General features: G+C 34.6%; 19 protein-coding genes and 1 riboswitch. Of the genes, 2 read left to right on the forward strand and 17 right to left on the reverse strand.

Going from position 1 to position 21,629, the window contains the following annotated elements:
* Position 1: 1 nt before the first annotated feature.
* The 13 genes from GJJ64_RS05025 to GJJ64_RS05085 all read right to left on the reverse strand — a co-directional run bounded on the left by GJJ64_RS05025 (position 2) and on the right by GJJ64_RS05085 (position 14,352).
* On the reverse strand, positions 2 to 631 hold the full coding sequence (locus GJJ64_RS05025; RefSeq protein WP_154286628.1) for a thiamine phosphate synthase: 630 nt from the start codon (positions 629 to 631) through the stop codon (positions 2 to 4).
* Positions 628 to 1,383, reverse strand: a complete 756-nt coding sequence (locus GJJ64_RS05030) for a hydroxymethylpyrimidine/phosphomethylpyrimidine kinase (RefSeq protein ID WP_154286629.1) — start codon at positions 1,381 to 1,383, stop codon at positions 628 to 630. Before GJJ64_RS05030 ends, GJJ64_RS05025 begins: the two co-directional genes overlap by 4 nt.
* Entirely contained in the window at positions 1,380 to 1,964 is a 585-nt protein-coding gene (locus tag GJJ64_RS05035; RefSeq protein ID WP_154286630.1) for a thiamine phosphate synthase, read from the reverse strand. Before GJJ64_RS05035 ends, GJJ64_RS05030 begins: the two co-directional genes overlap by 4 nt.
* Positions 1,964 to 3,847 carry a phosphomethylpyrimidine synthase ThiC gene (thiC, locus tag GJJ64_RS05040; RefSeq protein ID WP_154286631.1) on the reverse strand — a complete coding sequence of 628 codons (1,884 nt, stop codon included), beginning with the start codon at positions 3,845 to 3,847 and terminating at the stop codon, positions 1,964 to 1,966. The genes GJJ64_RS05035 and thiC overlap by 1 nt, the downstream gene beginning before the upstream one ends.
* A gap of 22 nt (positions 3,848 to 3,869) precedes the next feature.
* Positions 3,870 to 4,076, reverse strand: a complete 207-nt coding sequence (thiS, locus tag GJJ64_RS05045; protein WP_154286632.1) for a sulfur carrier protein ThiS — start codon at positions 4,074 to 4,076, stop codon at positions 3,870 to 3,872.
* A 66-nt stretch (positions 4,077 to 4,142) separates the two neighbouring features.
* Positions 4,143 to 4,237, reverse strand: a riboswitch (TPP riboswitch).
* A 63-nt stretch (positions 4,238 to 4,300) separates the two neighbouring features.
* On the reverse strand, positions 4,301 to 5,017 hold the full coding sequence (locus GJJ64_RS05050; protein WP_154286633.1) for an RluA family pseudouridine synthase: 717 nt from the start codon (positions 5,015 to 5,017) through the stop codon (positions 4,301 to 4,303).
* Positions 5,018 to 5,183: 166 nt separating this feature from the next.
* The gene (locus tag GJJ64_RS05055) at positions 5,184 to 5,870 is read right to left on the reverse strand and encodes a response regulator transcription factor (RefSeq protein ID WP_154286634.1); all 687 of its coding nucleotides are present in this window, start codon (positions 5,868 to 5,870) and stop codon (positions 5,184 to 5,186) included.
* Between the two features lie 130 nt (positions 5,871 to 6,000).
* Positions 6,001 to 7,119 (reverse strand): TlpA disulfide reductase family protein, encoded by a 1,119-nt coding sequence (locus GJJ64_RS05060; RefSeq protein ID WP_154286635.1) that lies wholly within the window; start codon positions 7,117 to 7,119, stop codon positions 6,001 to 6,003.
* Positions 7,119 to 8,591 carry an Asp-tRNA(Asn)/Glu-tRNA(Gln) amidotransferase subunit GatB gene (gene gatB / locus GJJ64_RS05065; protein ID WP_154286636.1) on the reverse strand — a complete coding sequence of 491 codons (1,473 nt, stop codon included), beginning with the start codon at positions 8,589 to 8,591 and terminating at the stop codon, positions 7,119 to 7,121. The genes GJJ64_RS05060 and gatB overlap by 1 nt, the downstream gene beginning before the upstream one ends.
* Before the next feature lie 340 nt (positions 8,592 to 8,931).
* Entirely contained in the window at positions 8,932 to 9,378 is a 447-nt protein-coding gene (tnpA, locus tag GJJ64_RS05070; RefSeq protein WP_039451568.1) for an IS200/IS605 family transposase, read from the reverse strand.
* Between the two features lie 505 nt (positions 9,379 to 9,883).
* Positions 9,884 to 12,517 (reverse strand): alanine--tRNA ligase, encoded by a 2,634-nt coding sequence (gene alaS, locus GJJ64_RS05075; RefSeq protein ID WP_154286637.1) that lies wholly within the window; start codon positions 12,515 to 12,517, stop codon positions 9,884 to 9,886.
* Between the two features lie 59 nt (positions 12,518 to 12,576).
* A complete protein-coding gene (locus GJJ64_RS05080) occupies positions 12,577 to 13,818 on the reverse strand; it encodes a DEAD/DEAH box helicase (RefSeq protein ID WP_195759226.1) in 1,242 nt (413 codons plus the stop codon).
* 57 nt (positions 13,819 to 13,875) lie between these two features.
* Entirely contained in the window at positions 13,876 to 14,352 is a 477-nt protein-coding gene (locus tag GJJ64_RS05085; protein ID WP_154286638.1) for a DUF6702 family protein, read from the reverse strand.
* A 51-nt stretch (positions 14,353 to 14,403) separates the two neighbouring features.
* On the opposite strand from GJJ64_RS05085, the gene GJJ64_RS05090 reads away from it, so the two are divergent.
* Both GJJ64_RS05090 and GJJ64_RS05095 read left to right on the forward strand, forming a co-directional pair.
* Positions 14,404 to 14,979, forward strand: coding sequence for a HupE/UreJ family protein (locus GJJ64_RS05090; protein ID WP_154286639.1), 576 nt, complete (start codon positions 14,404 to 14,406; stop codon positions 14,977 to 14,979).
* An 8-nt stretch (positions 14,980 to 14,987) separates the two neighbouring features.
* Positions 14,988 to 17,321 carry a M1 family metallopeptidase gene (locus GJJ64_RS05095; RefSeq protein WP_154286640.1) on the forward strand — a complete coding sequence of 778 codons (2,334 nt, stop codon included), beginning with the start codon at positions 14,988 to 14,990 and terminating at the stop codon, positions 17,319 to 17,321.
* Between the two features lie 274 nt (positions 17,322 to 17,595).
* On the opposite strand, the gene GJJ64_RS05100 is transcribed toward GJJ64_RS05095, so the two are convergent.
* The 4 genes from GJJ64_RS05100 to GJJ64_RS05115 all read right to left on the reverse strand — a co-directional run bounded on the left by GJJ64_RS05100 (position 17,596) and on the right by GJJ64_RS05115 (position 21,465).
* Positions 17,596 to 17,970, reverse strand: coding sequence for a hypothetical protein (locus GJJ64_RS05100; RefSeq protein WP_154286641.1), 375 nt, complete (start codon positions 17,968 to 17,970; stop codon positions 17,596 to 17,598).
* A 267-nt stretch (positions 17,971 to 18,237) separates the two neighbouring features.
* Entirely contained in the window at positions 18,238 to 19,164 is a 927-nt protein-coding gene (locus GJJ64_RS05105) for a hypothetical protein (protein WP_154286642.1), read from the reverse strand.
* Positions 19,164 to 21,152 carry an AAA family ATPase gene (locus GJJ64_RS05110; protein WP_154286643.1) on the reverse strand — a complete coding sequence of 663 codons (1,989 nt, stop codon included), beginning with the start codon at positions 21,150 to 21,152 and terminating at the stop codon, positions 19,164 to 19,166. Before GJJ64_RS05110 ends, GJJ64_RS05105 begins: the two co-directional genes overlap by 1 nt.
* A gap of 19 nt (positions 21,153 to 21,171) precedes the next feature.
* Positions 21,172 to 21,465 carry a hypothetical protein gene (locus tag GJJ64_RS05115; RefSeq protein ID WP_154286644.1) on the reverse strand — a complete coding sequence of 98 codons (294 nt, stop codon included), beginning with the start codon at positions 21,463 to 21,465 and terminating at the stop codon, positions 21,172 to 21,174.
* Positions 21,466 to 21,629: the final 164 nt, after the last annotated feature.

A 21,629-nucleotide genomic window follows, 5' to 3' on the forward strand; every position in this document is an offset into this window, starting at 1 on the left:
TTTATTCTGCTTCTAATAAGCTATGTATTTCACTAATTAATTGATGTTTATTATTGGCATTGGTTAACTCGCCAGATAGCGCAACCCCATATACACCTTTGCGTTTCAACTCAGGGATATCAGTTTTAACAATACCTCCAATGGCAATAATTGGTGTTTTATAACCATATTCTTTCATCTTTTGTATCATGTGGCGGTAGCCTTGTGCACCTAAAATCGGACTTAAGTTTTCTTTAGTTTTGGTAAATCTGTAAGGACCTAAACCTATATAGTCTGCACCATCCGTAACACGTTTTTCAACATCAGCAAAAGTATTAGCTGTACCACCAATAATCATTTGATGACCTACTATTGCTCTGGCTTCTTTGATAGGCATATCATTTAAACCTAAATGTAAACCAAAAGACTGTACTTCCTTGGCTACCAATGGATAATCATTGATAATTAACTTTGCTTCATACGCATTACAAAGTGATTTAGCCTCTTTTGCAGTAGCTAAAACCAGAGCTTCATCAAACTTTTTCATACGTAGTTGAATCCATTTAGCACCAGCTTTTAATACGCTTTCTATAGCTATTAAATGTGCTTCAGAAGTTTCTCCTTGCGAGATATAGTGTAGTTTCGAAATCATAAATGATGGTATCCTAAAAGTCCTTTTTCACTATTTAAAAATTGTTCTGTATAGGTTTTGGCCAACTCGCAGGATTCAGTCAAACAAAAACCTAAGGCAAAATATGAAGTAATTGCGGCAGACAGCACACAGCCAGAACCATGTTTAGGGTAAACTAAAGTTTCTGATGGCATAAAGCGCTTAACTTCTTGATTTGTAAAGAGTAAATCAACTCCTAAATGTTCAGCATGATGTCCGCCTTTCAATAAAATATTTCCGTATCCGGCCCATTCTTTTGTTGCTTCTAACACATCTCTACTTTGTGATAGTGTTTTCATTTCTAAGTAATTAGGCGTTATTAATTCAACTTTTGTTAAAAGTTGAAACCATAATTGTTCATCATCATAATTCATAAAATCAAAACCTGATGAACTTTTAAGAATAGGGTCTACTATAATCTTTATATGAGGGAGTTTATCTTTCAGAAAATCAACTATTTGCAGTAATAAATCAATATCTTGTACAATACCTATTTTACAGGCTTTGATATCATATTTAGCAACCAAAGGCTCTAACTGTTTAACAATTTGATTTTTATTAAGCCAATTGAGTTCATATACATTTGCTTCATCTTGTACAGTAAGAGCAGAACTCACCCCAAAACCATAAACCTTTAATTGCTCAAAAACTTTACAATCAGCTATTAAACCTGCTCCGGCACTAGGGTCTAAGCCTGCAATACTTAATACATATGGTCTTGTTATAGACATCATGATTTTAATAGTTTAAATTCCTCTACAGGATTTACGCCTTGCCAAATAGCACCTAAAACAGCAGCTCCATTAAATCTTAAAGCATTTATCTGTTTAATATTAGCTTTGTTAATGCCTCCTATAGCATAAAGCGGAATGTCAGAATTTTTAATAGCCATTTGCCATGTTTCATTCAATGTACTTTCATATCCAACTTTTGAAATACTGTTAAAAACAGGCCCAAGAAAAGCATAATCAAAATGATCTAAAGTCTGAATATCCTTAACATCATGAATAGAAGTGCTTAAAGTAAAGCCTTCTAACTTTAAATGTGCCAGTTCTAAAGAGCTACTGTAATGCCTATCTCGCTCTTTAAAATGCAAATGTTTGATATCAAAATCTTTCACCAAATGATGAAATTGGTGTAAAGCTATTTTAGCTAAATCAGCTTTATCAAAGGCATTTAGAAAGTCTTTACACTGCTCTAGAGTTGCTGTGGGCTTACGGTAATGAAATTTAGTTAAACCATTATTAAATAATTGTTTAACTAAATTCACTTCATCATAAACTTCAACAGGATTAGAAATAACTACTAATTCCATTACAGATAAATTTCGCTTCCTTTGGCTGTAAATTCTTTAGCTTTTTCTTCCATACCTTTTTCCAAAACTTTGGTTTCATCTAAACCGTTTTCTGCTGCATAAGCTCTTACATCTTGTGTAATCTTCATTGAGCAAAAGTTTGGCCCACACATAGAGCAGAAATGAGCAATTTTAGCACCTTCAGCTGGCAATGTCTCATCATGAAATTCTTTAGCCGTATCCGGGTCTAAAGACAGGTTAAATTGGTCTTCCCATCTAAACTCAAAACGGGCTTTACTTAAAGCATTATCTCTATATTGTGCTCCCGGATGTCCTTTAGCTAAATCAGCAGCATGTGCAGCAATTTTGTATGTAATTACACCATCTTTAACATCTTTTTTATTAGGTAAACCCAAATGCTCTTTTGGTGTAACATAACAAAGCATAGCCGTACCATACCAACCTATCATGGCTGCACCAATGGCAGAAGTAATATGGTCATAGCCCGGGGCAATATCTGTTGTTAAAGGCCCTAAAGTGTAAAATGGAGCTTCACCGCAATGAGCTAGTTGCTTTTCCATATTTTCTTTTATCAAATGCATAGGAACATGTCCCGGACCTTCAATAATGGTTTGCACATCGTGTTTCCAAGCTATTTTAGTAAGTTCTCCTAAAGTTTCTAATTCGCCAAACTGAGCGGCATCATTAGCATCAGCAATAGAACCTGGTCTTAAACCATCTCCTAAAGAAAAAGCAACATCATAAGCTTTCATGATTTCGCAAATCTCTTCAAAATGTGTGTATAAGAAGTTTTCTTTATGATGCGCCAAACACCATTTGGCCATAATAGAACCACCTCTTGAAACGATACCGGTTATACGCTTAGCTGTTAAAGGAATATATCTTAACAACACACCAGCATGAATGGTAAAATAATCTACACCTTGCTCTGCTTGTTCTATTAAAGTATCTCTAAAAAGCTCCCAAGTTAAATCTTCTGCTTTGCCGTTTACTTTTTCTAAAGCTTGGTAAATAGGTACTGTACCAATAGGCACTGGAGAGTTTCTGATAATCCATTCGCGGGTTTCATGGATATTTTTACCAGTGGATAAATCCATGATGGTATCGGCACCCCAACGACAAGCCCAAACGGCTTTCTCTACCTCTTCTTCTATACTTGAGGTTACTGCCGAATTACCAATGTTAGCATTAATTTTTACAAGAAAATTTCTACCAATAATCATAGGTTCAAGCTCTGGATGGTTGATATTACAAGGAATAACTGCCCTTCCACAAGCAACTTCTTGTCTAACAAATTCTGGCGTTATCATCCCCTTTGGGGTTAAAGCACCAAAACTATTTCCTTGATGTTGTGCTGCCATAGTTTCAAACTGATCTCCCAATTGCTCTTTTAAAAGTGCTATCTGTTGGTTTTCTCTGATGGCGATATATTCCATCTCTGGCGTTATGATTCCTTTACGAGCATAATGCATTTGCGATACATTTTTACCCGATTTTGCTTTAAGCGGATTAGCATTTCTACTAAATCTTAACTCATCAAGCTTACTATCATTTAAGCGTTTTTTACCGTATTCTGAACTTATCTCTGGTAATTGTTCTACATCATTTCTATCTAAAATCCATTGCTGACGCAGCTTAGGTAAGCCTTTTTTTACATCAATATCCATATTTGGATCTGTATAAGGACCGCTAGTATCATAAACAGCTACAGGTGGATTAGGCTCTGTTAAACCAAAACCGTTGTGAATTTTGGTTTCGCTTAGCGTGATTTGCCTCATGGCAACTTCTATAGGGTGTAGCTCGCCTTTTACATAAATTTTCTGAGATGCAGGAAAAGGCTCCCTTGATATCTTTTGCTCGTTTGGAATTTTGTCTGTTTTCATAATCTGATTTTTTTGATGAGGATTAACCGCCTTGAGTAGCTTTTATAATGTCTATTTGATCGTTTTCATGGATGATTAAACTATCCCATTGAGATTTTGGGATAACAGTTTGATTAACTGCCAAAGCCATCCCAGCAAAATCTCCAGAAGGAAAAACATGCTGAATAAGCTCTTGTACAGTTGGAGCTGCCCTAAACTCGAAAAATTGATTGTTGATTTTTATTTTCATTCCTAAAACAGTTTAAAAACACACTTTAGGAATGACCTTTATGGAAAGCCAAACGAAAAAAGCTATAGAAAGCTTTTCACTTTTCCCTTCGGCAGTATGAACTGCATCAGGTTCAAAGGGTATAATCTCAGCCCGCAAACGGGACACCCCTAAAGTTTTGCTAAAACTAGGGATTATTTATGAGAATGCAACAAAAATTTAAAATTCTAATTTATTTGGGAGAATTAAACGTCGTTTTTCTCTAACAATTTCAATAAAACAGCAAAATCTTTAGGATATGGAGCTTCAAAAGTTCTTTCTTGGCCATTTAGCATGGTAAAAGTAGACTCTTTTGCATGTAAAGCAAATCTTTTCATTATGGGTTGCTCCTCTTCATCAGTTAAACGGTAACCTCTTTTTATTTTAGATAAAAAAGCTGGTTTGCCACCGTACATTTCATCGCCAGTGATAGATGCTCTTTGGGTAGCCAAATGTATTCTAATTTGGTGCATTCTACCTGTTATAGGTCTGGCTTCAATAAGTGTATAATGTTTGAAGTATTTTAGAGATTTAAAATAGGTATCAGCTCTTTTACCTTCGCTCCTGCTAATCATCACATTACCTTTACCTGCATTTAAAATAGGTAAGTCTACCAATAAATCTTCAAAAATGTGAGTTCCATCTACAATAGCATGATAAACTTTTTTCACTTTACGATGCTCAAATTGCATAGCAATATGTCTGTAAGCTTCCGGATTTTTAGCAATGATTAATAAGCCCGAAGTTTCCTTATCTAAACGGTGACAAATCTGAGCATCAGCATGGTATTGTTTGGCAAGTCTTAATAAATTGATATCACCGCCTTCTCTTTCATCTAATGATGCTAAAAATGGAGGTTTATTTACGATAATTAAATCGTTATCCTCAAAAATAATAAGGTCTGTAAATTTCGGAAACTTCATAAGGCGGCAAAGATAGGAAATTTGCTTGTGTTTCAACAGGTAAACATCCTGATAAGCAGTACTTGCCTAAAACAAAAAAACGCATCAATATGAATTGATACGTTTTTTATTATTTTAAAGACTGTAATATATTTTATAATTTCATGAACCTAGGCTAGATGATATCTTAAGCTTCAAACTTATAGCCAACACCTTTAACAGTACTTACATAAGCATCTCCCAGTTTTTCTCTTAGTTTTCTAATGTGTACGTCTATAGTTCTGTTGGTAACTACTACAGAGTCTTCCCAAATATTTTTTAAGATAACTTCACGGGTGTAAACTTTACCAGGTTTTGAAGCTAAAAGATATAAAAGTTCGAATTCTTTTTTTGCTAAAACTACTTTATTGCCGTTTTGATAAACCAAGAAAGACTCTCTATCGATAACTAAATCGCCAATTTCTACCTTATTTTCTACCACTTCATCGTTCTGAACGTTTCTTCTTAAAATGGCATTTATCCTACTCACTAAAGCTCTTGGTTTAATAGGTTTTGCTATATAGTCATCAGCACCAACATTAAAACCTGCAATTTCAGAGTATTCTTCACTTCTGGCAGTTAAAAATACCATAAATGTATTCTTAAACTCTGGCATAGAGCGCATTATTCTGCAAGCTTCTATCCCATCCATTTTAGGCATCATGATATCAAGAATAATCAAATCAGGTAAATGCTTACGAGCCTCAGCTACAGCTTCTTGTCCGTTACTAGCTGTAATTACATGATAGCCTTCTTTACGTAGGTTATATTCTATAAGCTCTAGAATATCAGGTTCATCATCTACAATTAAAATTTTTTGCTTGTTAACGTTCATGCTTTTTTTATTTGTAGCTAATTTATGAGCTTAAGTGAATGTTTTAGTTAAGCCAATATTAACAAATTGTTAAAGTTCATACTATTTTAACAACAATTTGTCAAAAATCAAACTTCTTGCTAAACATTAATTACAATGTCTTTTGCAAAAATGCCTCTAGCTCTTCTCCTCTTAAGTTTTTAGCGATGATTTTTCCTTCCGGATTAATTAGAAAAGAAGCTGGTATTGCATTAACATTATATAAACGAGCGTTTTCAGAATCCCACTGTTTCATTTCAGAAATATGTGTCCAGTTTAGATTATCAGCTTTTATAGCTTGCTGCCATTTACCTTTATCATCATCTAAAGAAAAACCAAGAACGGTAAAGTTTTTACCTTTAAATTGCTGGTAAACCTTAACAATATTAGGATTTTCTTGTCGACAAGGCGCACACCAACTTGCCCAAAAATCTAGCAACACATATTTACCTTTAAAATCAGAAAGTTTTATAATTTTTCCTTCCGGAGTTTCTGCACTAACTTCTGGTGCTAATTGGCCAATAGCTGTTTTACTAGCCATTTCCATTTGTTGCGCAAAGGCCTGTACAGCAGGGTTATTAGGGAAATTTGCTTTTGCTTCTTTGCTGTAAGCAATTAATTGAGATTCGTAAGCCGTTGCATTAACACCCATCATCACATTAGCTGCAAAAAAAGCAGTTAAAGATTTTTTATTAGCCTCAATAAAATCATAAGAATCTTTCAAGAAAGGTTTTGCTATTTCTTGAGATTTTGCGGTGTATTCTGCTATTAAAGAATCTTTTAAACCAGGGTTACTACCTATCATTTTACTGTATTGCTCTGCCATAGCACCTGTTTTACTTGTAAAAGTAGTGGTGATTTTATTGTAGGCCGTAATCTTTTCTGCTTCCTCAGAACCTTCAACTTGGTAAGCGCCAGAATTGTCTCTTAAATCGGTTTTAAAGTCTATTTCATCGCCATTAGAAGCTATCAGCATATAAGATTTATTACCGATTACTAATTGAAAAAAATCTGGTTTTTCTGATTTGTATTTTAAAGTAAATTCTTGATTTTCATCAAAAAAAGTAGAATCAATTGGGGCCATTTGCCCCATATTATTGCTAGCGTATAAGTAGATTTTTTGTACTTCTCCTTTATTTTTAACTGCACCGTTTATCACAAACTCGGTTTTGTTTTTACATGAAACAAAACCTATAGCTAAACATAAAAAAGCTATAATTCCTTTTCCCATTATCTTAAACTTTCTATTTTATTTATCAATACCTGATTGGCTTTCTTAGGGTCTATCTTTCCTTTTGAAATTTTCATCACCTCTCCCATAAACAATCCTAAAACGCCTTTTTTACCATTATGGTACTCGGTAACCTTATCAGGAAATTTAGCCACTGCTGCATTAATAAAACCTTCTAATTCATCATGATTATCATTAATGATAAGATTTAACTCTTCTGCTAAAAGCTTCACTTCTTTACCAGGATGATTGATTACCGCTGGGAATAACACATCTTTAGCTTGATTGTTGTTTAATTTCCCTTCTTCTACTAAATTAATGATGGCTGCGATTTTATCAGGGGCAACGCTAAAATCTGTAAAATTTAAACCTTTATCATTTAAATAAGATTTTACTGGCCCCATAACCCAGTTAGATGCAGCTTTGCAATTTTCGCAGCTTTCTGTGATGGCTAGATAATAATCGGCCATAGCTTTTTCTGCTGTTATAACGCGAGCATCGTATTCTGGCAAATTCATTTCTTGTGTAAACTTAGCTACCAATTGCTCTGGTAAAGCTGGCATTGCTGCTTCTATCTCACTAATATAAGCTTCACTTAATGCTATAGGTAATAAATCAGGCTCGGGAAAATAGCGATAATCATTAGCCATTTCTTTTGAGCGTAAAGGTGTAGTAATACCTGTATTGGCATCAAAATTTAAAGTATTTTGCTCTATAACTACGCCTTCTTCTATCAGATTTATTTGACGAATGATTTCGTATTCTATGGCTTTTTGAACGTTTTTGATAGAGTTTAAATTCTTTACTTCGCAACGTTTACCTAGGGTAGTTTCTCCTTTTAAACGAACAGAAATATTAGCATCGCAACGCATAGAGCCCTCTTCCATGTTACCATCACAGATATCAAGGTAACGCACTAATTTTCTGAGCTCGGTTAAATAAGCCGCAGCTTCTTCACCCGAGGAAATCATAGGTTCGCTTACCACTTCTAAAAGTGGTACACCTGCTCTGTTTAAATCTATGTAGGAGTATAATGGGTCTAAATCATGAATACTTTTACCTGCATCCTCTTCCATATGAATACGGTTCAATAAAATATCCTTGGTTGTACCATCATTTAAGATGATTTTTAATTTTCCGCCTTTGCAAATAGGCTCATTGTCTTGAGTGGTTTGAAAGCCCTTAGGTAAATCAGCATAAAAATAATTTTTCCTATCGAAATAATTGAAACGGTTAATTTCTGATTGTATAGCTAAGCCCAGTTTTACCGCACTTTTTATCATGGCTTCATTGGTGTAAGGCAAAGCACCAGGTAAACCTAAAGAAACAGGACTGATATTGGTATTTGGTTGATTGCCAAAACTTGCAGAATCTGAACAAAAAGCCTTTGACTTTGTAGATAATTGAACGTGAACTTCAAGGCCTATTACCGCCTCGTACTTGTTTAAAATAGCTTCTGAAATAACCGTCATTCTTGTAATTCGCCTAAAAAATTAATGGGCACATTTCATCAAATATAATTTAAAACATACATATAGCCATTTTTAAGGCAAATTTTACGAATAATGTAAAATATTGGCAGTATTTATAGCCGCTTTTGAGATAATGATAAACAGAAGTGTTTTTAGATGTAGGATGATTAAAAATCATTCATCAAAAGATAATTAAATACCTTAAAAATATTAAGCTTTACTTGGTACGAATTTCTGAGTTTTAATCAATTCTTCCTTCGGTGCTCCTTCGGATTGCTATGTGTGATCTCTGTGTGATGTATGTGTTATGAAGGTTTATTAATTATAAGAAAGTGAGGTATCACCATAGGTATTTCTCTTCAAATTCAATTCCGTGTTCATCAAGTAAAGCAATGTATTCTTCTTTAAAAGTTTTTTCGCCATGATGCTCTTCCTGATTTTTAACATATTTTATGACTCTTGCCTTTTCTTTGATGCTGTAAGTAAAAGCTCCATAACCACCTTGCCAACCTATAAAATTTTCAAATAGTTTTTTTTCTTTAATGTATAAGGAGCTAGCTACTTTAATGTCTTTGACTAAAGATGCTAAGGATACCGAAGGATGTAAATGTGTTACAATGTGGATGTGGTCTTCAACTCCGTTGATTCTATATAAGTGACATTTTTTACTTTCTAAAATTCCCCATATGTATTTAAAGAGTTCTTTTCTGTTATTCTTGGTTAAGACGCGTTCTCGGTATTTAGTGCTAAATACGATTTGATAGATGATTTGTGTATAGGTACTCATGATGTTTATGGTGTATCACCACAGGTTACACCTGTGGTTAATCAAGTTTAAGCCCTTTGGGCTTAGTCTGAAACTTGTTAATGAAATGCTTTTTATTTTTTGTTTAAGTTAATAACAATAATTAAGGAGGCAAATTATTTATAAACTAATATATACAAACTTAGATATAAACTAAAAAAGCACCTAATTACTCATAATCCCAACGGGATTAAATATCAACAACATTAGGTATAGGTATATCCTAGTGAGATAAACATAGATATATCCAAGCAAGATACAACAAACTCATAATCCCAACGGGATTAAATATCAATAACACTAGGTATATCCTAGTGAGATAAACCAAGCAAGACACGATACAACAAACTCATAATCCCAACGGGATTAAATATCAATAATACTAGGTATATCCTAGTGAGATAAATAAAGCTAGGTGTATCCTAGCGACATAACACTAGGTGTATCCTAGTGATATAAAAACTAGGTTACACCTAGTGTTATATCACTATAAATAAGCTTTAGCTTTGTCTAAAGCACTTTTTAGGCCATCAGGGTTTTTACCACCTGCGGTAGCATAAAAAGGCTGACCGCCACCGCCACCTTGTATTTCTTTGGCTAACTCTCTCACGATAGTGCTGGCATTTAAACCTTTATCTTTCACTAAATTATCAGAAAGCATAACGGTTAAATTTGGTTTACCATCAAAAGTAGCACCTATAACCAAGAATAAATTATCTACCACATCTTTCAGCTGGAAAGCTAAATTTTTTACCGCATCAGCATGAGGTAGGTCTACCAATGCTGCAATAAACTGAATGCCGTTTATTTCTTCCGCTTTATCTTTTAAAGCATTTTTTAAACCTGATGCTTTTTCAGAAACAGATTTTTCTACTTCCTTTTTAAGCTTGCTGTTTTCTTCTAACAAAGCTTCAACGCTTTTAGCAAGGTCTTTAGGATTTTTTAACAACTCCTTTAAACTAGCTAAAAGTTGATTTTGCTCTTGTATAAACTGCTCTGCTGCAATAGCCGTGATGGCTTCTATCCTACGCACACCTGCTGCAACAGCACTTTCAGAAACAATTTTAAAATACCCGATTTGCCCAGTTGCTTTTACGTGAGTACCACCACAAAGCTCTTTGGAGTAATGGTCATCAAAAGTTATTACACGAACAAAATCGCCATATTTCTCACCAAATAAAGCCGTTACGCCGCTTTCTATAGCTTTTTGGTAAGGCACATTTCTTTCTTCTTTTAAAGCGATGTTTTCTCTAATCTTCTCGTTAACAATAGCTTCTACTTGATGAATTTCCTCATCAGTAAGTTTAGAGAAATGAGAGAAATCAAACCTTAATTGATCTGCATTTACCAAAGAACCTTTTTGATTAACATGGTCGCCCAGTACCATTTTTAATGCAGCATGTAGTAAGTGGGTTGCCGAGTGGTTATTTTCTGTTAAAGTTCTGCTTAGCGAGTTTATTTTAGCTACAAACTCTACCTCTAAGTTTTGAGGTAAAGCATCAGTAAAATGAATGATTAAGCCATTTTCTTTCTTGGTATCGGTAATGATAACCTCTTCACCCTCACCAATTAAAATACCACTATCTCCTACCTGACCACCACTTTCTGCATAAAAAGGAGTACGGTCTAATACCAATTGGTACTGCTCTTTTCCTTTAGCCTTTACTTTACGGTATTTTAAAATTTTAGCTTTAGCTTCCCAATCATCGTAACCTAAAAACTCTACTTCTTCGCCTTCGCTTACAACTACCCAGTCTTCTGTATCAATGGCTGTTGCTGCTCTGGAACGAGTTTTTTGTTTTTCAAGTTCTACAGCAAAGCCTTCCATATCTACACTTAAGCCCTTTTCTCTTGCCATCAGCTCGGTTAAATCTATCGGGAAGCCAAAAGTATCGTACAACTCAAAAGCAAAAGGACCGTTCATCACCGTACCTTTATTTTCCTGAATGTATTTTTCGAAACGGATAATTCCGTTTTCTAAAGTTCTTAAAAAGGCATTTTCTTCTTCTAAGATTACTTTTTGAACAAAATCTTGTTGTGCTATCAATTCATCAAAAACACCTTTAAACTGCTCTGCCAATAAAGGCACCAATTTGTTCATAAAAGGCTCTTTAAAGCCTAAATATTGATAAGCATAACGTATTGCTCTTCTTAAAATACGACGAATAACATAGCCTGCTTTGTTATTAGAAGGCAACTGCCCATCTGCAATAGCAAAAGCAATAGCCCTGATATGGTCTGCCATTACACGCATCGCAACGGCTTGCCCCCAATCCTGATCACCCGGTTGCGCATCAGCGTTATAAGCTACACCCGCAGATTTCGAAATAAATTCGATCATCGGTGTAAACACATCAGAATCGTAATTTGAAGTTTTACCTTGTATTACACGCACCAAACGCTCGAAACCCATTCCGGTATCAACATGTTGGGCAGGTAGTTTTTTTAGAGAGCCGTCTTTTAAACGGTTAAACTCCATAAAAACGTTATTCCATATTTCTATAACTTGAGGGTCATCAGCATTTACCAAAGTAGCCCCATCTACTTTCGCTCTTTCTTCGTTAGAACGACTATCGAAATGGATTTCTGAACATGGGCCACATGGACCTGTTTCTCCCATTTCCCAAAAATTATCTTTTTTATTTCCGGTAAGGATGCGCTCTTTTGGTACAAATTGCAACCATAAATCGTAAGCTTCTTGGTCTTTTGCTAAACCTTCTTTCTCATCGCCTTCAAATATGGTTACGTATAAACGCTCTTTATCTAGCTTATAAACCTCGGTAAGTAGCTCCCAACTCCATTCTATGGCTTCTTTCTTGAAATAATCGCCAAAGCTCCAGTTCCCCAGCATCTCAAACATGGTGTGATGATAGGTATCAATACCTACCTCTTCTAAATCATTATGCTTACCAGAAACCCTTAAACAACGTTGCGTATCGGCCACACGAGGATATTTTATAGGTGCTTCCCCTAAAAAAAGATCCTTAAACTGGTTCATACCAGCGTTGGTAAACATCAAAGTTGGGTCGTTTTTAACAACAATAGGTGCAGATGGAACAATCTGGTGGCCTTTAGAAGCAAAAAAATCTAAAAATGCCTGACGGATTTCTTTAGCAGTCATACTCATAGCCTGCAAAGATAAATTTGATTTTGGATTTTTAAAGATAAGATTTCAGAATACTAAGCCTGCTTAGCTTGTTGTTGCTGAGGCTTTTTGTTTTTATTGAACTTTTTCTTCTTCCAGTTGCTTTTTCTTTTAGCTCCACCAGATGTATTGGGTTTATATACAGGCGCTTCCCCTAAACTCTCGGGCAAAGCTATTTTAGGAACTTCACGCCCCATTAAAGCTTCTATCCTGCTAAATTTATTTTGGTCTTTATCATTAATAAAGGTTATAGCCGTTCCAGTGGTTTCTGCTCTGGCAGTACGCCCTATACGGTGGATATAATCTTCTGGATCTGGTGGTACATCGTAATTAACCACTAAGCTGATACCTTCAACATCAATACCTCTAGAAATAACATCGGTGCCAACCAAAACACTTAACTTTTTACCTTTAAACCTACTCATGATATCTTCACGCTGCTCTTGGTCAAGGTCTGAGTGGAAAGCTTCTGCCGCTATTCCTTTTTTATTAAGCTCGGAATTCAATTTTTTAACAATTTCCTTACGGGATGCAAAAATGATAATGCTGCTATAGGCTGCATCGGCTAAAATGGTTTTGAGTAAAGGTATTTTTTGCTCATCAAAAGCCATATAAGCTTGCTGATTGATACCCTCTGATGGTTTAGAGATGGCGATATTAACTTCTACTGGGTTACGAAGGATTTTATTAGCTAAAGTCCTGATTTTATGCGGCATGGTAGCAGAAAACATAATGTTCTGACGTTCTGCCGGCAGGTAACTCATGATACGTACAATATCATCAAAGAAACCCATATCTAGCATACGGTCGGCTTCGTCTAAAACCAAATGTTGTAGCTTAGAGAAATCTATCTTTCCGGATGTTAAATGTGCTATTAAGCGCCCAGGAGTAGCTACAATAATGTTTACCCCTTCTGCTAAAGATCTTTTTTGCTGCTCGTAATTAATACCATCGCCACCACCATAAACAGCAATAGAAGTACAACCCGTAAAATAAGCCAAACCCATAATTTGCTGGTCTATTTGTAAGGCTAATTCTCTGGTTGGTGCCAATATAATGGTATTGATATCATCGGTTCCTAATAATTGGATTTTATGCAGAACAGGCAATAAATAAGATGCTGTTTTACCTGTACCTGTCTGCGCACAAGCTATTAAGTCTTGATTGTTTAAAATAACAGGAATAGCTTGTTCTTGTATTGGGGTTGCTTTGCTGAAGCCCATGGTATCTAAACCTTCTTGTAATGAGCTAACGAAATTAAATTCTTCGAATTTCAAATGACTGTGTAATTATATTTTCTGTAAATATATCTTAATTATTGTATAAAGAAGCTTTTACTTAAAGCTAAAGAAAGCCCTGTTCTTTGGGTTATCTAGTTTTGTACTGGTTTTGGTATCGCCCGCTAACACATTTAAAATGTTTACCTGACTATCATGCTGTTTAAATAAAACATCATTAAAAACCTCTAATTTATTGATTTTAGCAACTTTTTCTGTTTCCAGATAACACCAAGCCGCATCTTCTTCTATCTCAAAACCTAAAAAATTAGCCGGCATAGTTTTACCATTTACTACCATATACAAATGCTTTTGTAAGTAAGCCGCAATTAATTTTTCTAAGGCTGCCTTATCTGTTGGTTTAAGGATATTGATATCCTGACTGCTTTCTTCTTTTATAGCCTTTTCTAAATCATCAAAGAAAATTTTGGTACTTATTTGTATGGTTTTACTTTCAGGATTTTGCCTTATTTCTGTAACACTTACATAGAAAGGATGAAAAAAGACAAACAATAAACTTAATATCTTCAGCATTATTAATAACTTCAAGATTGATTTAACATCCTAAATTAAGAAAAATTATAGATGCAAGACTTTTCTTTGTTTTTTGAACTCGGCTGGAAACATATTTTAGACTGGCAAGGTTATGACCATATTTTATTTGTAACAGCACTTTGCGGTACTTACCTCATTAAAGACTGGAAAAAGATTTTAATTCTGGTTACCGCCTTTACCGTTGGGCACTCTTTAACCTTAGCACTTAGCGTTTTCAATAAAGTTTTAATTTCTAGCAGCTGGATAGAGTTTTTAATCCCTATCACCATTGTTATCACCTGTATCATCAACATTAAAAACAGGCAAACCATCCGTAAAAACATTCAGTCGTCTTATTGGTTAGCTTTGATATTTGGTTTAATACATGGTCTCGGTTTTTCTAATTATTTGAAGAGTTTGATGGGAAAAAGCAACAATGTTGTTGCAGAGCTACTTGCTTTTAACCTAGGATTAGAATTTGGACAAATAATTATCGTATTTTCGATACTTGTCTTATCGTTTTTACTGGTAAATATGGTAAGAGTACAAAAAAGAGAGTGGAATTTATTTATTTCATCGGCCATTTTTGGAATTTCACTCATTATGGCAATAGAAAGAATACCTTAAAATAAATTATGAAGAAAGTTTTAGCTTTTATTTTCTTGCTTGTTGCCTCTACGGCATACACACAAGCACAATTTTTACAACACAACCCCAATGCTAACCACGGTAATAAATTTGAGCAGCTAGAAACCATTTTAAGAAGCCCAAATATGTACCGTTCTGCTTCTGGTGCACCGGGGCCAAAATATTGGCAACAAAAAGCAGATTATGATATTGATGTAGAAATTGATGATACCAAGCAAATATTAAGAGGTTCTGAAACGGTGGTTTATACCAATAACTCGCCAGACCCATTAACTTATTTATGGCTACAATTGGATGAAAACGAGCATAAAGCTGGTGGTGAAAACCAAAAGTTTGATGGTAGCAAGATGAGCGAGAAAATGACCTATAACCAACTTAAAAGAATTAACGGTGTGGAGGATGGTTATGGCGTTAACATTTTAAAAGTTACCGATGCTAGCGGTAAAAATCTAAAATATACCATTAACCACACCATGATGCGTATAGATTTACCTAGCACCCTTAACCCAGGCGGTAAATACACGTTTAAAGTAAGCTGGAACTACAAAATCCCGAACAGAATGGTACAAGGTGGCCGTGGTGGATTAGAATATTTTGAAGAAGACGATAATTACCTGTACACCATAGCACAATGGTTCCCTAGAATGGCTGTTTACTCAGACTTTCAAGGTTGGCAAAACAAACAATTTACTGGTCGTGGTGAGTTTGCTTTAGCTTTTGGCGATTATAAAGTAAATATTACCGTACCTGCAGACCATGTAGTGGGTGCTACGGGCGAATGTCAAAACTACGCTCAAGTTTTAAATAGCACACAGCTAAACAGATGGAAACAAGCACAAACAGCTAAAGAACCTGTAGAGATTGTGACTTTAAATGATGCTACAAATGCGATGAAGAAAAAATCATCAGCAAAAAAGACTTGGGTTTATAAAGCTACCAATGTAAGAGATTTTGCTTTTGTAACTTCCAGAAGATTGGTTTGGGATGCTATGAAGGTAAATGTAGAAGGTAATAGCCCTATGGCGATGTCTTACTACGGTCCAGAGGCTTATCCTTTGTATAGAAAATACTCTACCAAAGTTATTGCTAAAACATTAGAAGTTTATTCTAAACACACCATTCCTTACCCTTACCCGGTTGCTATTTCTGTAGAAGCTGCAAATGGTATGGAATACCCTATGATTTGCTTCAACTACGGAAGAGCAGAAAAAGATGGCACTTATTCTGAAGCTACCAAATACGGTATGATAGGCGTTATCATCCATGAAGTTGGGCATAATTTCTTCCCGATGATTGTAAACTCTGACGAACGCCAATGGACTTGGATGGACGAAGGTTTAAATACTTTTTGCCAATATTTAACAGAGCAAGAATGGGATAATAACTATCCATCAAAAAGAGGTCCGGCACATTTAATTGCAGATTATATGCGTTTACCTAAAGACGAGCTGGAGCCTATCATGACCAACTCAGAAAACATCATCAATTTTGGGCCAAATGCTTATGGCAAACCTGCTACCGCTCTTAATATTTTAAGAGAAACCATTATGGGACGCGAGCTGTTTGACTATGCCTTTAAAGAATACGCTAAAAGATGGGCCTTTAAACACCCTACTCCGGCAGATTTTTTTAGAACTATGGAAGATGCCTCTGCTGTAGATTTAGATTGGTTTTGGAGAGGCTGGTTTTATGGAACCGATGCAGTAGATATCTCGCTTGATGCCGTTAAGTATTACCGTATGGATACTAAAAACCCAGAAATTGAAGCTGCTTACGATAGAAAACTTTATGATGAAGAAGCTTATAGCATCAGCAGAAAAAGAAACCGCGAGGCCAATATTAACTTCGCTGTGGAAGCTGATACTTCTTTAAACGATTTTTATAATAAATGGGACAGATTTGCTGCTACCAAAGACAAAAAAGCACAATTTAAAAACTATTACGATGCTTTAAGCCCCGAAGAAAAAGCCCTTTACGATAGCAAAACCAATTTCTACGAGTTAGAATTTAGCAATAAAGGTGGTTTGGTAATGCCTATCATCATCGAGTGGACTTATACCGATGGCACTAAAGAAGTAGATTATATCCCGGCTTATATCTGGAGAAAAAATGAGGAAAAAGTAACCAAGGTATTTGCTAAAACCAAGGAAATGGCATCTGTAAAGCTAGATCCTTATAAAGAAACCGCAGATATAGACGAAAGCAATAACACTTTCCCAAGACAGTTAGCCCCTACCCGTTTCGAGTTGTTTAAGCAACAAAAAGCTCCGGCCAGAGGTGCATCTACAGGTGTAAACCCTATGCAAAGAGCAAGACAATAATTGTTTTTTAGAAAATATGATGGAAAGCAGCGTTTCTGGATAAGGAGACGCTGCTTTTTTTATTTTGTAAAGCAAAGGCTGTGAAGCTATTTTCCGCTAGTCCGGTGCTCTGCTTAATTTTTTGCCCACTCTAGGCCTAAGCTCAAAAACCCGAGGCAAAAAGATACCGCTGCCGCCCCGGTTTATTTAAGTTGGGTTGGGTGCGTTTGGGTTATAAAAACTAAATATAAGAAGTATCACCTAATTGGTTTAAAATTTCTTATATATCTAACTCCTATTGGTTTTTAAGGATAAATACCCTTGACATCATATACCCAGCAGTAAAACCAATAATTTCAGCAAAAGGACGGAGATTAAAACCGTTTGTAATTAGAGGAATTAAACTTAGTAATATTATAATTATTAATATTACTAAAAAAATAATTAATGTATTTTTATATGTTAATGGTGAGGAAATAGTGCCAATGATAACTGCTGCATACATACCTACACCACTACACAATAGAGGGAAGCTAAAAGAATAAAATGCCTCATTATTAGATATTAACTTTATTACTATTGGCAGCGAATAGTATGCAACAACATAAACTATTAAATATGCTAGAGCTGCTATAGGAAGTACTAAAAATAATCTTAAAGATTTTTTCATATTTAAAATTGTAAATTAAAAAACATAACACTGTAGTAAGTTTTAGCAGGCTAATTTGTGCAAATCCAGACTTGTGATGATGTTTTTTCATCCCTCTGGCGCAAGTATGCAGACTTTAGCCATGTGTGGCTGTATGCTTGTGCCTTGTAAATAGAACTTTTCATAATCATCAATTTATTCTTTAACATTAATATCTCATTCAAAGGCACAAGTACCTTTCCCTCATTCCCCAGCTGTATACTTGCGCCAAACGGGCTATTTTTATTGTCATATAATACCTAATTCTTTTAAAATGTCACTTTTAAACTTACTGAACGGTCGATTCATAAAATTGCTAGAATCGTATTCAGTTCCAAATACAATTCGATATAAATCTTCTTTTGAAACTATTACATCACGCAACAAATTTGAACTCAGTATTGACAAATATTTGTCAGAAAAATATTGTCTTGTTTTGATAAGGTCGAGTAACTCGCCCGTATGTGAATTATAGACTTCTTCAATAGCAAAAGCGTCAACGGAGTTACTTGCCTTAGATGCTTGAGGTGTTTTTACCTTAATTCTCAATCCCGATTTTAATTCTAATGAGTATTTATATGTAAAGCGAATATCATTCAAGTTGTTGTCAATGTATGGGTGCATGTAATCGGCTAGGTTCATTTTATGAGTACCTTTTATGCTTGAGTTGCAAATTGAGCAACTTGGAATCAAATTATAAAATGAGATTGCAATTACAGGGTGTGTAGCTTTGTCGAAGTAATGGTCAAACTGCGGTCTAGTTAATTTATCACCATTACTTCTTATAACAGTATTTGTGTAATTCCTATTACAATATGTGCAAGTTCTTACATCTAAAGAATCAGCTAATTTATAAGCATGATATCTTGTCTTTACTTTCTTTATAAATACATCGTAGTTAAAAACGTATTCAATACCTTTTCTTATGTCAGAAGAAAAATCAATGAAGGTATTTAAATGGTTACTTATTTGCATTAGCCTGTCGGGCTTTCCTATAAGCAAGTCATCGATTAAATCAAAAACATGATTTTCAAAGAAACGTTGGATTACTGCTACGTTAACTCCTTGTAATTCATCAATTTTGTCAATACGCTTAAACACAAAGTCAAGCATTCCAGCATAAAATGCTTTTTTTGCCTTGATAATTTTAGGTGTATTTGGATTAATGTGAAGCATTATTCTTGAATTCTCTTTTTTAGTTCTTCTAGTTTCTTGATTTGTTCATTTAGAACTTCAAGTTGGAAATTCTCATTAGTTTTATCATCATACATTTCAGCAAGTTTTCTCTGGATAATGGGTTCGTCAATCGTTTTGATTATTTTTTTGTAATAGCTTTCATTTTGATGGTTGTCCCTATTGTTTAACCAAACAATGGTTTCTTGTATTTTATCAAAAGCAAAATCACCAATGAGTGAATCTTCAATAAAAAAGGAATCCGCTATTAAATCTGAAATGTTTGCACCAAAGGTTTTTGATGGTCTGTTTTTACTATTGAATGCAAGTATGTTTGATGGGCTATTATAGTCTTGTCTTTCTATGTAAATTACATTCGCATTAGGTAAGTCGGAAAGAGTAATCGGATCGTGTGTTGTAAATATTATCTCAATAGAAGGATTGTTTTCTAGTTCATTAAAAAAGAATGGTAAAGTTTTTAAAAGTGCCTTAACGTATTTCTTTTTCCAAGATAAATGAAATGTTAAGTCTGCTTCATCAAGTAAAAGAATGTAGTGTTTTTTTAACTTTCTATACTTAATCTCTTTGAGATTAGTGTTTAAGAAGTCATAAATTCTTGAATAAAAATTAAGCAAGGCATTTTCTCCCGAACTCATTCTACGAGAGAAGGGCATGTAATTAATAAACTCTTCTATCTTTTCTCTTTCTTCAACGGTTAGTTCATCCTTGTTTGAATAAAATTTAACGTAGTAAGTGTTCAATTCATTTAGAAATTGTCTTTGGAATCGAAGAATCTCAATTGCATCTTCAGTTGATGCTTTTAATGTTCCATTAGAAACTGAATCTTTATCAGTCGTTTTTTCTATTGCAGAATAAATTTTAGTTAAAAACTCTTCAAAAATACCATCGCTGAAGATTTTTTCAGATTTAGTTGATTTTGGAGTAATCGAACTATGCTTAGCGAATAATATTAATGTTTGATATGCATCAGCCAATTCAAGTTCTAATTTTAATTCTTCATAAGGGAAAAAACCTTCTTGTAAAAAAGAATTTTTTCTTTCCATCTGACGGTACAATAAGGAAAGAATGCATTTAATCACATTACGTTTTAAGAGATACTGGTTAATTTCAACCTGATTTAGAACTTTATCTTTTTCAAACTTTCTGATAAGATGCCAATCAGAACTTTCCTTTTCAGCTTTGTCGGCAATTGACTTTAATATAGCTCTTAGTTGATAAGGAGTATTCCATTCTTTTTCTTTATCATTATATCCTCTGAAATGTAAAATTGGTTCATAGTGTTCTTGTAGCTGAAATAAATCCTTAAAGATGTTTTGGGTCTTTACTAAATCAGAACTAAGAAAAGTTATTTGCCGCAATGAGTTTTTGAATATTAACTCTTGAGATGCTGAATAAGGCCAGCCATTTTCATTCGTGTCCTTATCCCTCATTTCTTCTAAATCATTTTCCACAATCTTATCAAATGAAATATCGTGATTATCAATATCATCAAAGTTTGGATTGTATTTATAGTCGTAATGAGGCGAATAGTAAATGGTTTGAGGTTTGGAAGGCAACTCACTTTTCAATTCTTTTAAAGATGCTTTTTTATTTGTAGTTTTTATGAATATTTTATCGAAGTCATTTCTTAGAATAATAGGGTCTTCTGCACCTTCAAGCTCGATTAAGAACAATGAATTAGATTTTGACAACGCATATTCATGTCCAATAAATTCACTTCGAATTAAATCAAGCAATGTAGATTTACCAGCACCATTCTGGCCTACTATTGCATTTAAGTTTGTGACTTTACTTGCTAAATTTGTGAGATTAAAAAAATCAGGAATGAAATTTTCGTTCAAGGTTTTGGTGACGAGAATATCGCTGTCTTGATTCTCAAATTCATAGAAATACTGGCCTCCAAAATTTATAGTTTGAGGCTCTTCAAACAAATACTCGTGTTCTTCGATGTATATGGCAGCTAATCTCATTTTAAATACTTTATTTCGGCTAAGCAGCCATTGATAACTTGGATTCTGTTGTGGTTATAAGGGTACAAAATGCGAATCCTTTCGCTATGCATTGGATAAAAAACGGCTCTGTTGGTTTCGCGAAGGGTTGGTTTGTGTTTCGGGCAAAGCCAAATGTGCCGTTTGTGCGGTTGTCTAAAAGAGATTTTAAAAAATGCGAAGGGTCGGCTCTTTCTTCTTTTTGTGTCACATGTCTAAATAGCAAAACACGATCAGCTTGAAAGTCTGTCCGCTTGGTCGAAATGGTTTGTATGTCTAATTCATTTTCAATCATATTTTTGCTGTGTTGTCTGTCTTTTGCATTGGTGGTAAATTATATATACGTATAGTTTCACTTCCCTAACACACCCAAAACTGGCTGTATTAAGTAAGTTTTATTTATTCTTAACACAAAGAATAACTTATGAAATAGCTTTAAAAACAATGATTTCACACATC

The sequence above is a fragment of the Pedobacter puniceum genome (assembly GCF_009674685.1).
GTDB lineage: Bacteria > Bacteroidota > Bacteroidia > Sphingobacteriales > Sphingobacteriaceae > Pseudopedobacter > Pseudopedobacter puniceum.

Excerpts from the sequence above, each read along its gene's own strand:
- GJJ64_RS05025 (WP_154286628.1), bottom strand. The coding sequence starts at position 631 with ATGATTTCGAAACTACACTATATCTCGCAAGGAGAAACTTCTGAAGCA.
- GJJ64_RS05030 (WP_154286629.1), bottom strand. The coding sequence starts at position 1,383 with ATGATGTCTATAACAAGACCATATGTATTAAGTATTGCAGGCTTAGAC.
- GJJ64_RS05035 (WP_154286630.1), bottom strand. The coding sequence starts at position 1,964 with ATGGAATTAGTAGTTATTTCTAATCCTGTTGAAGTTTATGATGAAGTG.
- thiC (WP_154286631.1), bottom strand. The coding sequence starts at position 3,847 with ATGAAAACAGACAAAATTCCAAACGAGCAAAAGATATCAAGGGAGCCT.
- thiS (WP_154286632.1), bottom strand. The coding sequence starts at position 4,076 with ATGAAAATAAAAATCAACAATCAATTTTTCGAGTTTAGGGCAGCTCCA.
- GJJ64_RS05050 (WP_154286633.1), bottom strand. The coding sequence starts at position 5,017 with ATGAAGTTTCCGAAATTTACAGACCTTATTATTTTTGAGGATAACGAT.
- GJJ64_RS05055 (WP_154286634.1), bottom strand. The coding sequence starts at position 5,870 with ATGAACGTTAACAAGCAAAAAATTTTAATTGTAGATGATGAACCTGAT.
- GJJ64_RS05060 (WP_154286635.1), bottom strand. The coding sequence starts at position 7,119 with ATGGGAAAAGGAATTATAGCTTTTTTATGTTTAGCTATAGGTTTTGTT.
- gatB (WP_154286636.1), bottom strand. The coding sequence starts at position 8,591 with ATGACGGTTATTTCAGAAGCTATTTTAAACAAGTACGAGGCGGTAATA.
- tnpA (WP_039451568.1), bottom strand. The coding sequence starts at position 9,378 with ATGAGTACCTATACACAAATCATCTATCAAATCGTATTTAGCACTAAA.
- alaS (WP_154286637.1), bottom strand. The coding sequence starts at position 12,517 with ATGACTGCTAAAGAAATCCGTCAGGCATTTTTAGATTTTTTTGCTTCT.
- GJJ64_RS05085 (WP_154286638.1), bottom strand. The coding sequence starts at position 14,352 with ATGCTGAAGATATTAAGTTTATTGTTTGTCTTTTTTCATCCTTTCTAT.
- GJJ64_RS05090 (WP_154286639.1), top strand. The coding sequence starts at position 14,404 with ATGCAAGACTTTTCTTTGTTTTTTGAACTCGGCTGGAAACATATTTTA.
- GJJ64_RS05095 (WP_154286640.1), top strand. The coding sequence starts at position 14,988 with ATGAAGAAAGTTTTAGCTTTTATTTTCTTGCTTGTTGCCTCTACGGCA.
- GJJ64_RS05100 (WP_154286641.1), bottom strand. The coding sequence starts at position 17,970 with ATGAAAAAATCTTTAAGATTATTTTTAGTACTTCCTATAGCAGCTCTA.
- GJJ64_RS05105 (WP_154286642.1), bottom strand. The coding sequence starts at position 19,164 with ATGCTTCACATTAATCCAAATACACCTAAAATTATCAAGGCAAAAAAA.
- GJJ64_RS05110 (WP_154286643.1), bottom strand. The coding sequence starts at position 21,152 with ATGAGATTAGCTGCCATATACATCGAAGAACACGAGTATTTGTTTGAA.
- GJJ64_RS05115 (WP_154286644.1), bottom strand. The coding sequence starts at position 21,465 with ATGATTGAAAATGAATTAGACATACAAACCATTTCGACCAAGCGGACA.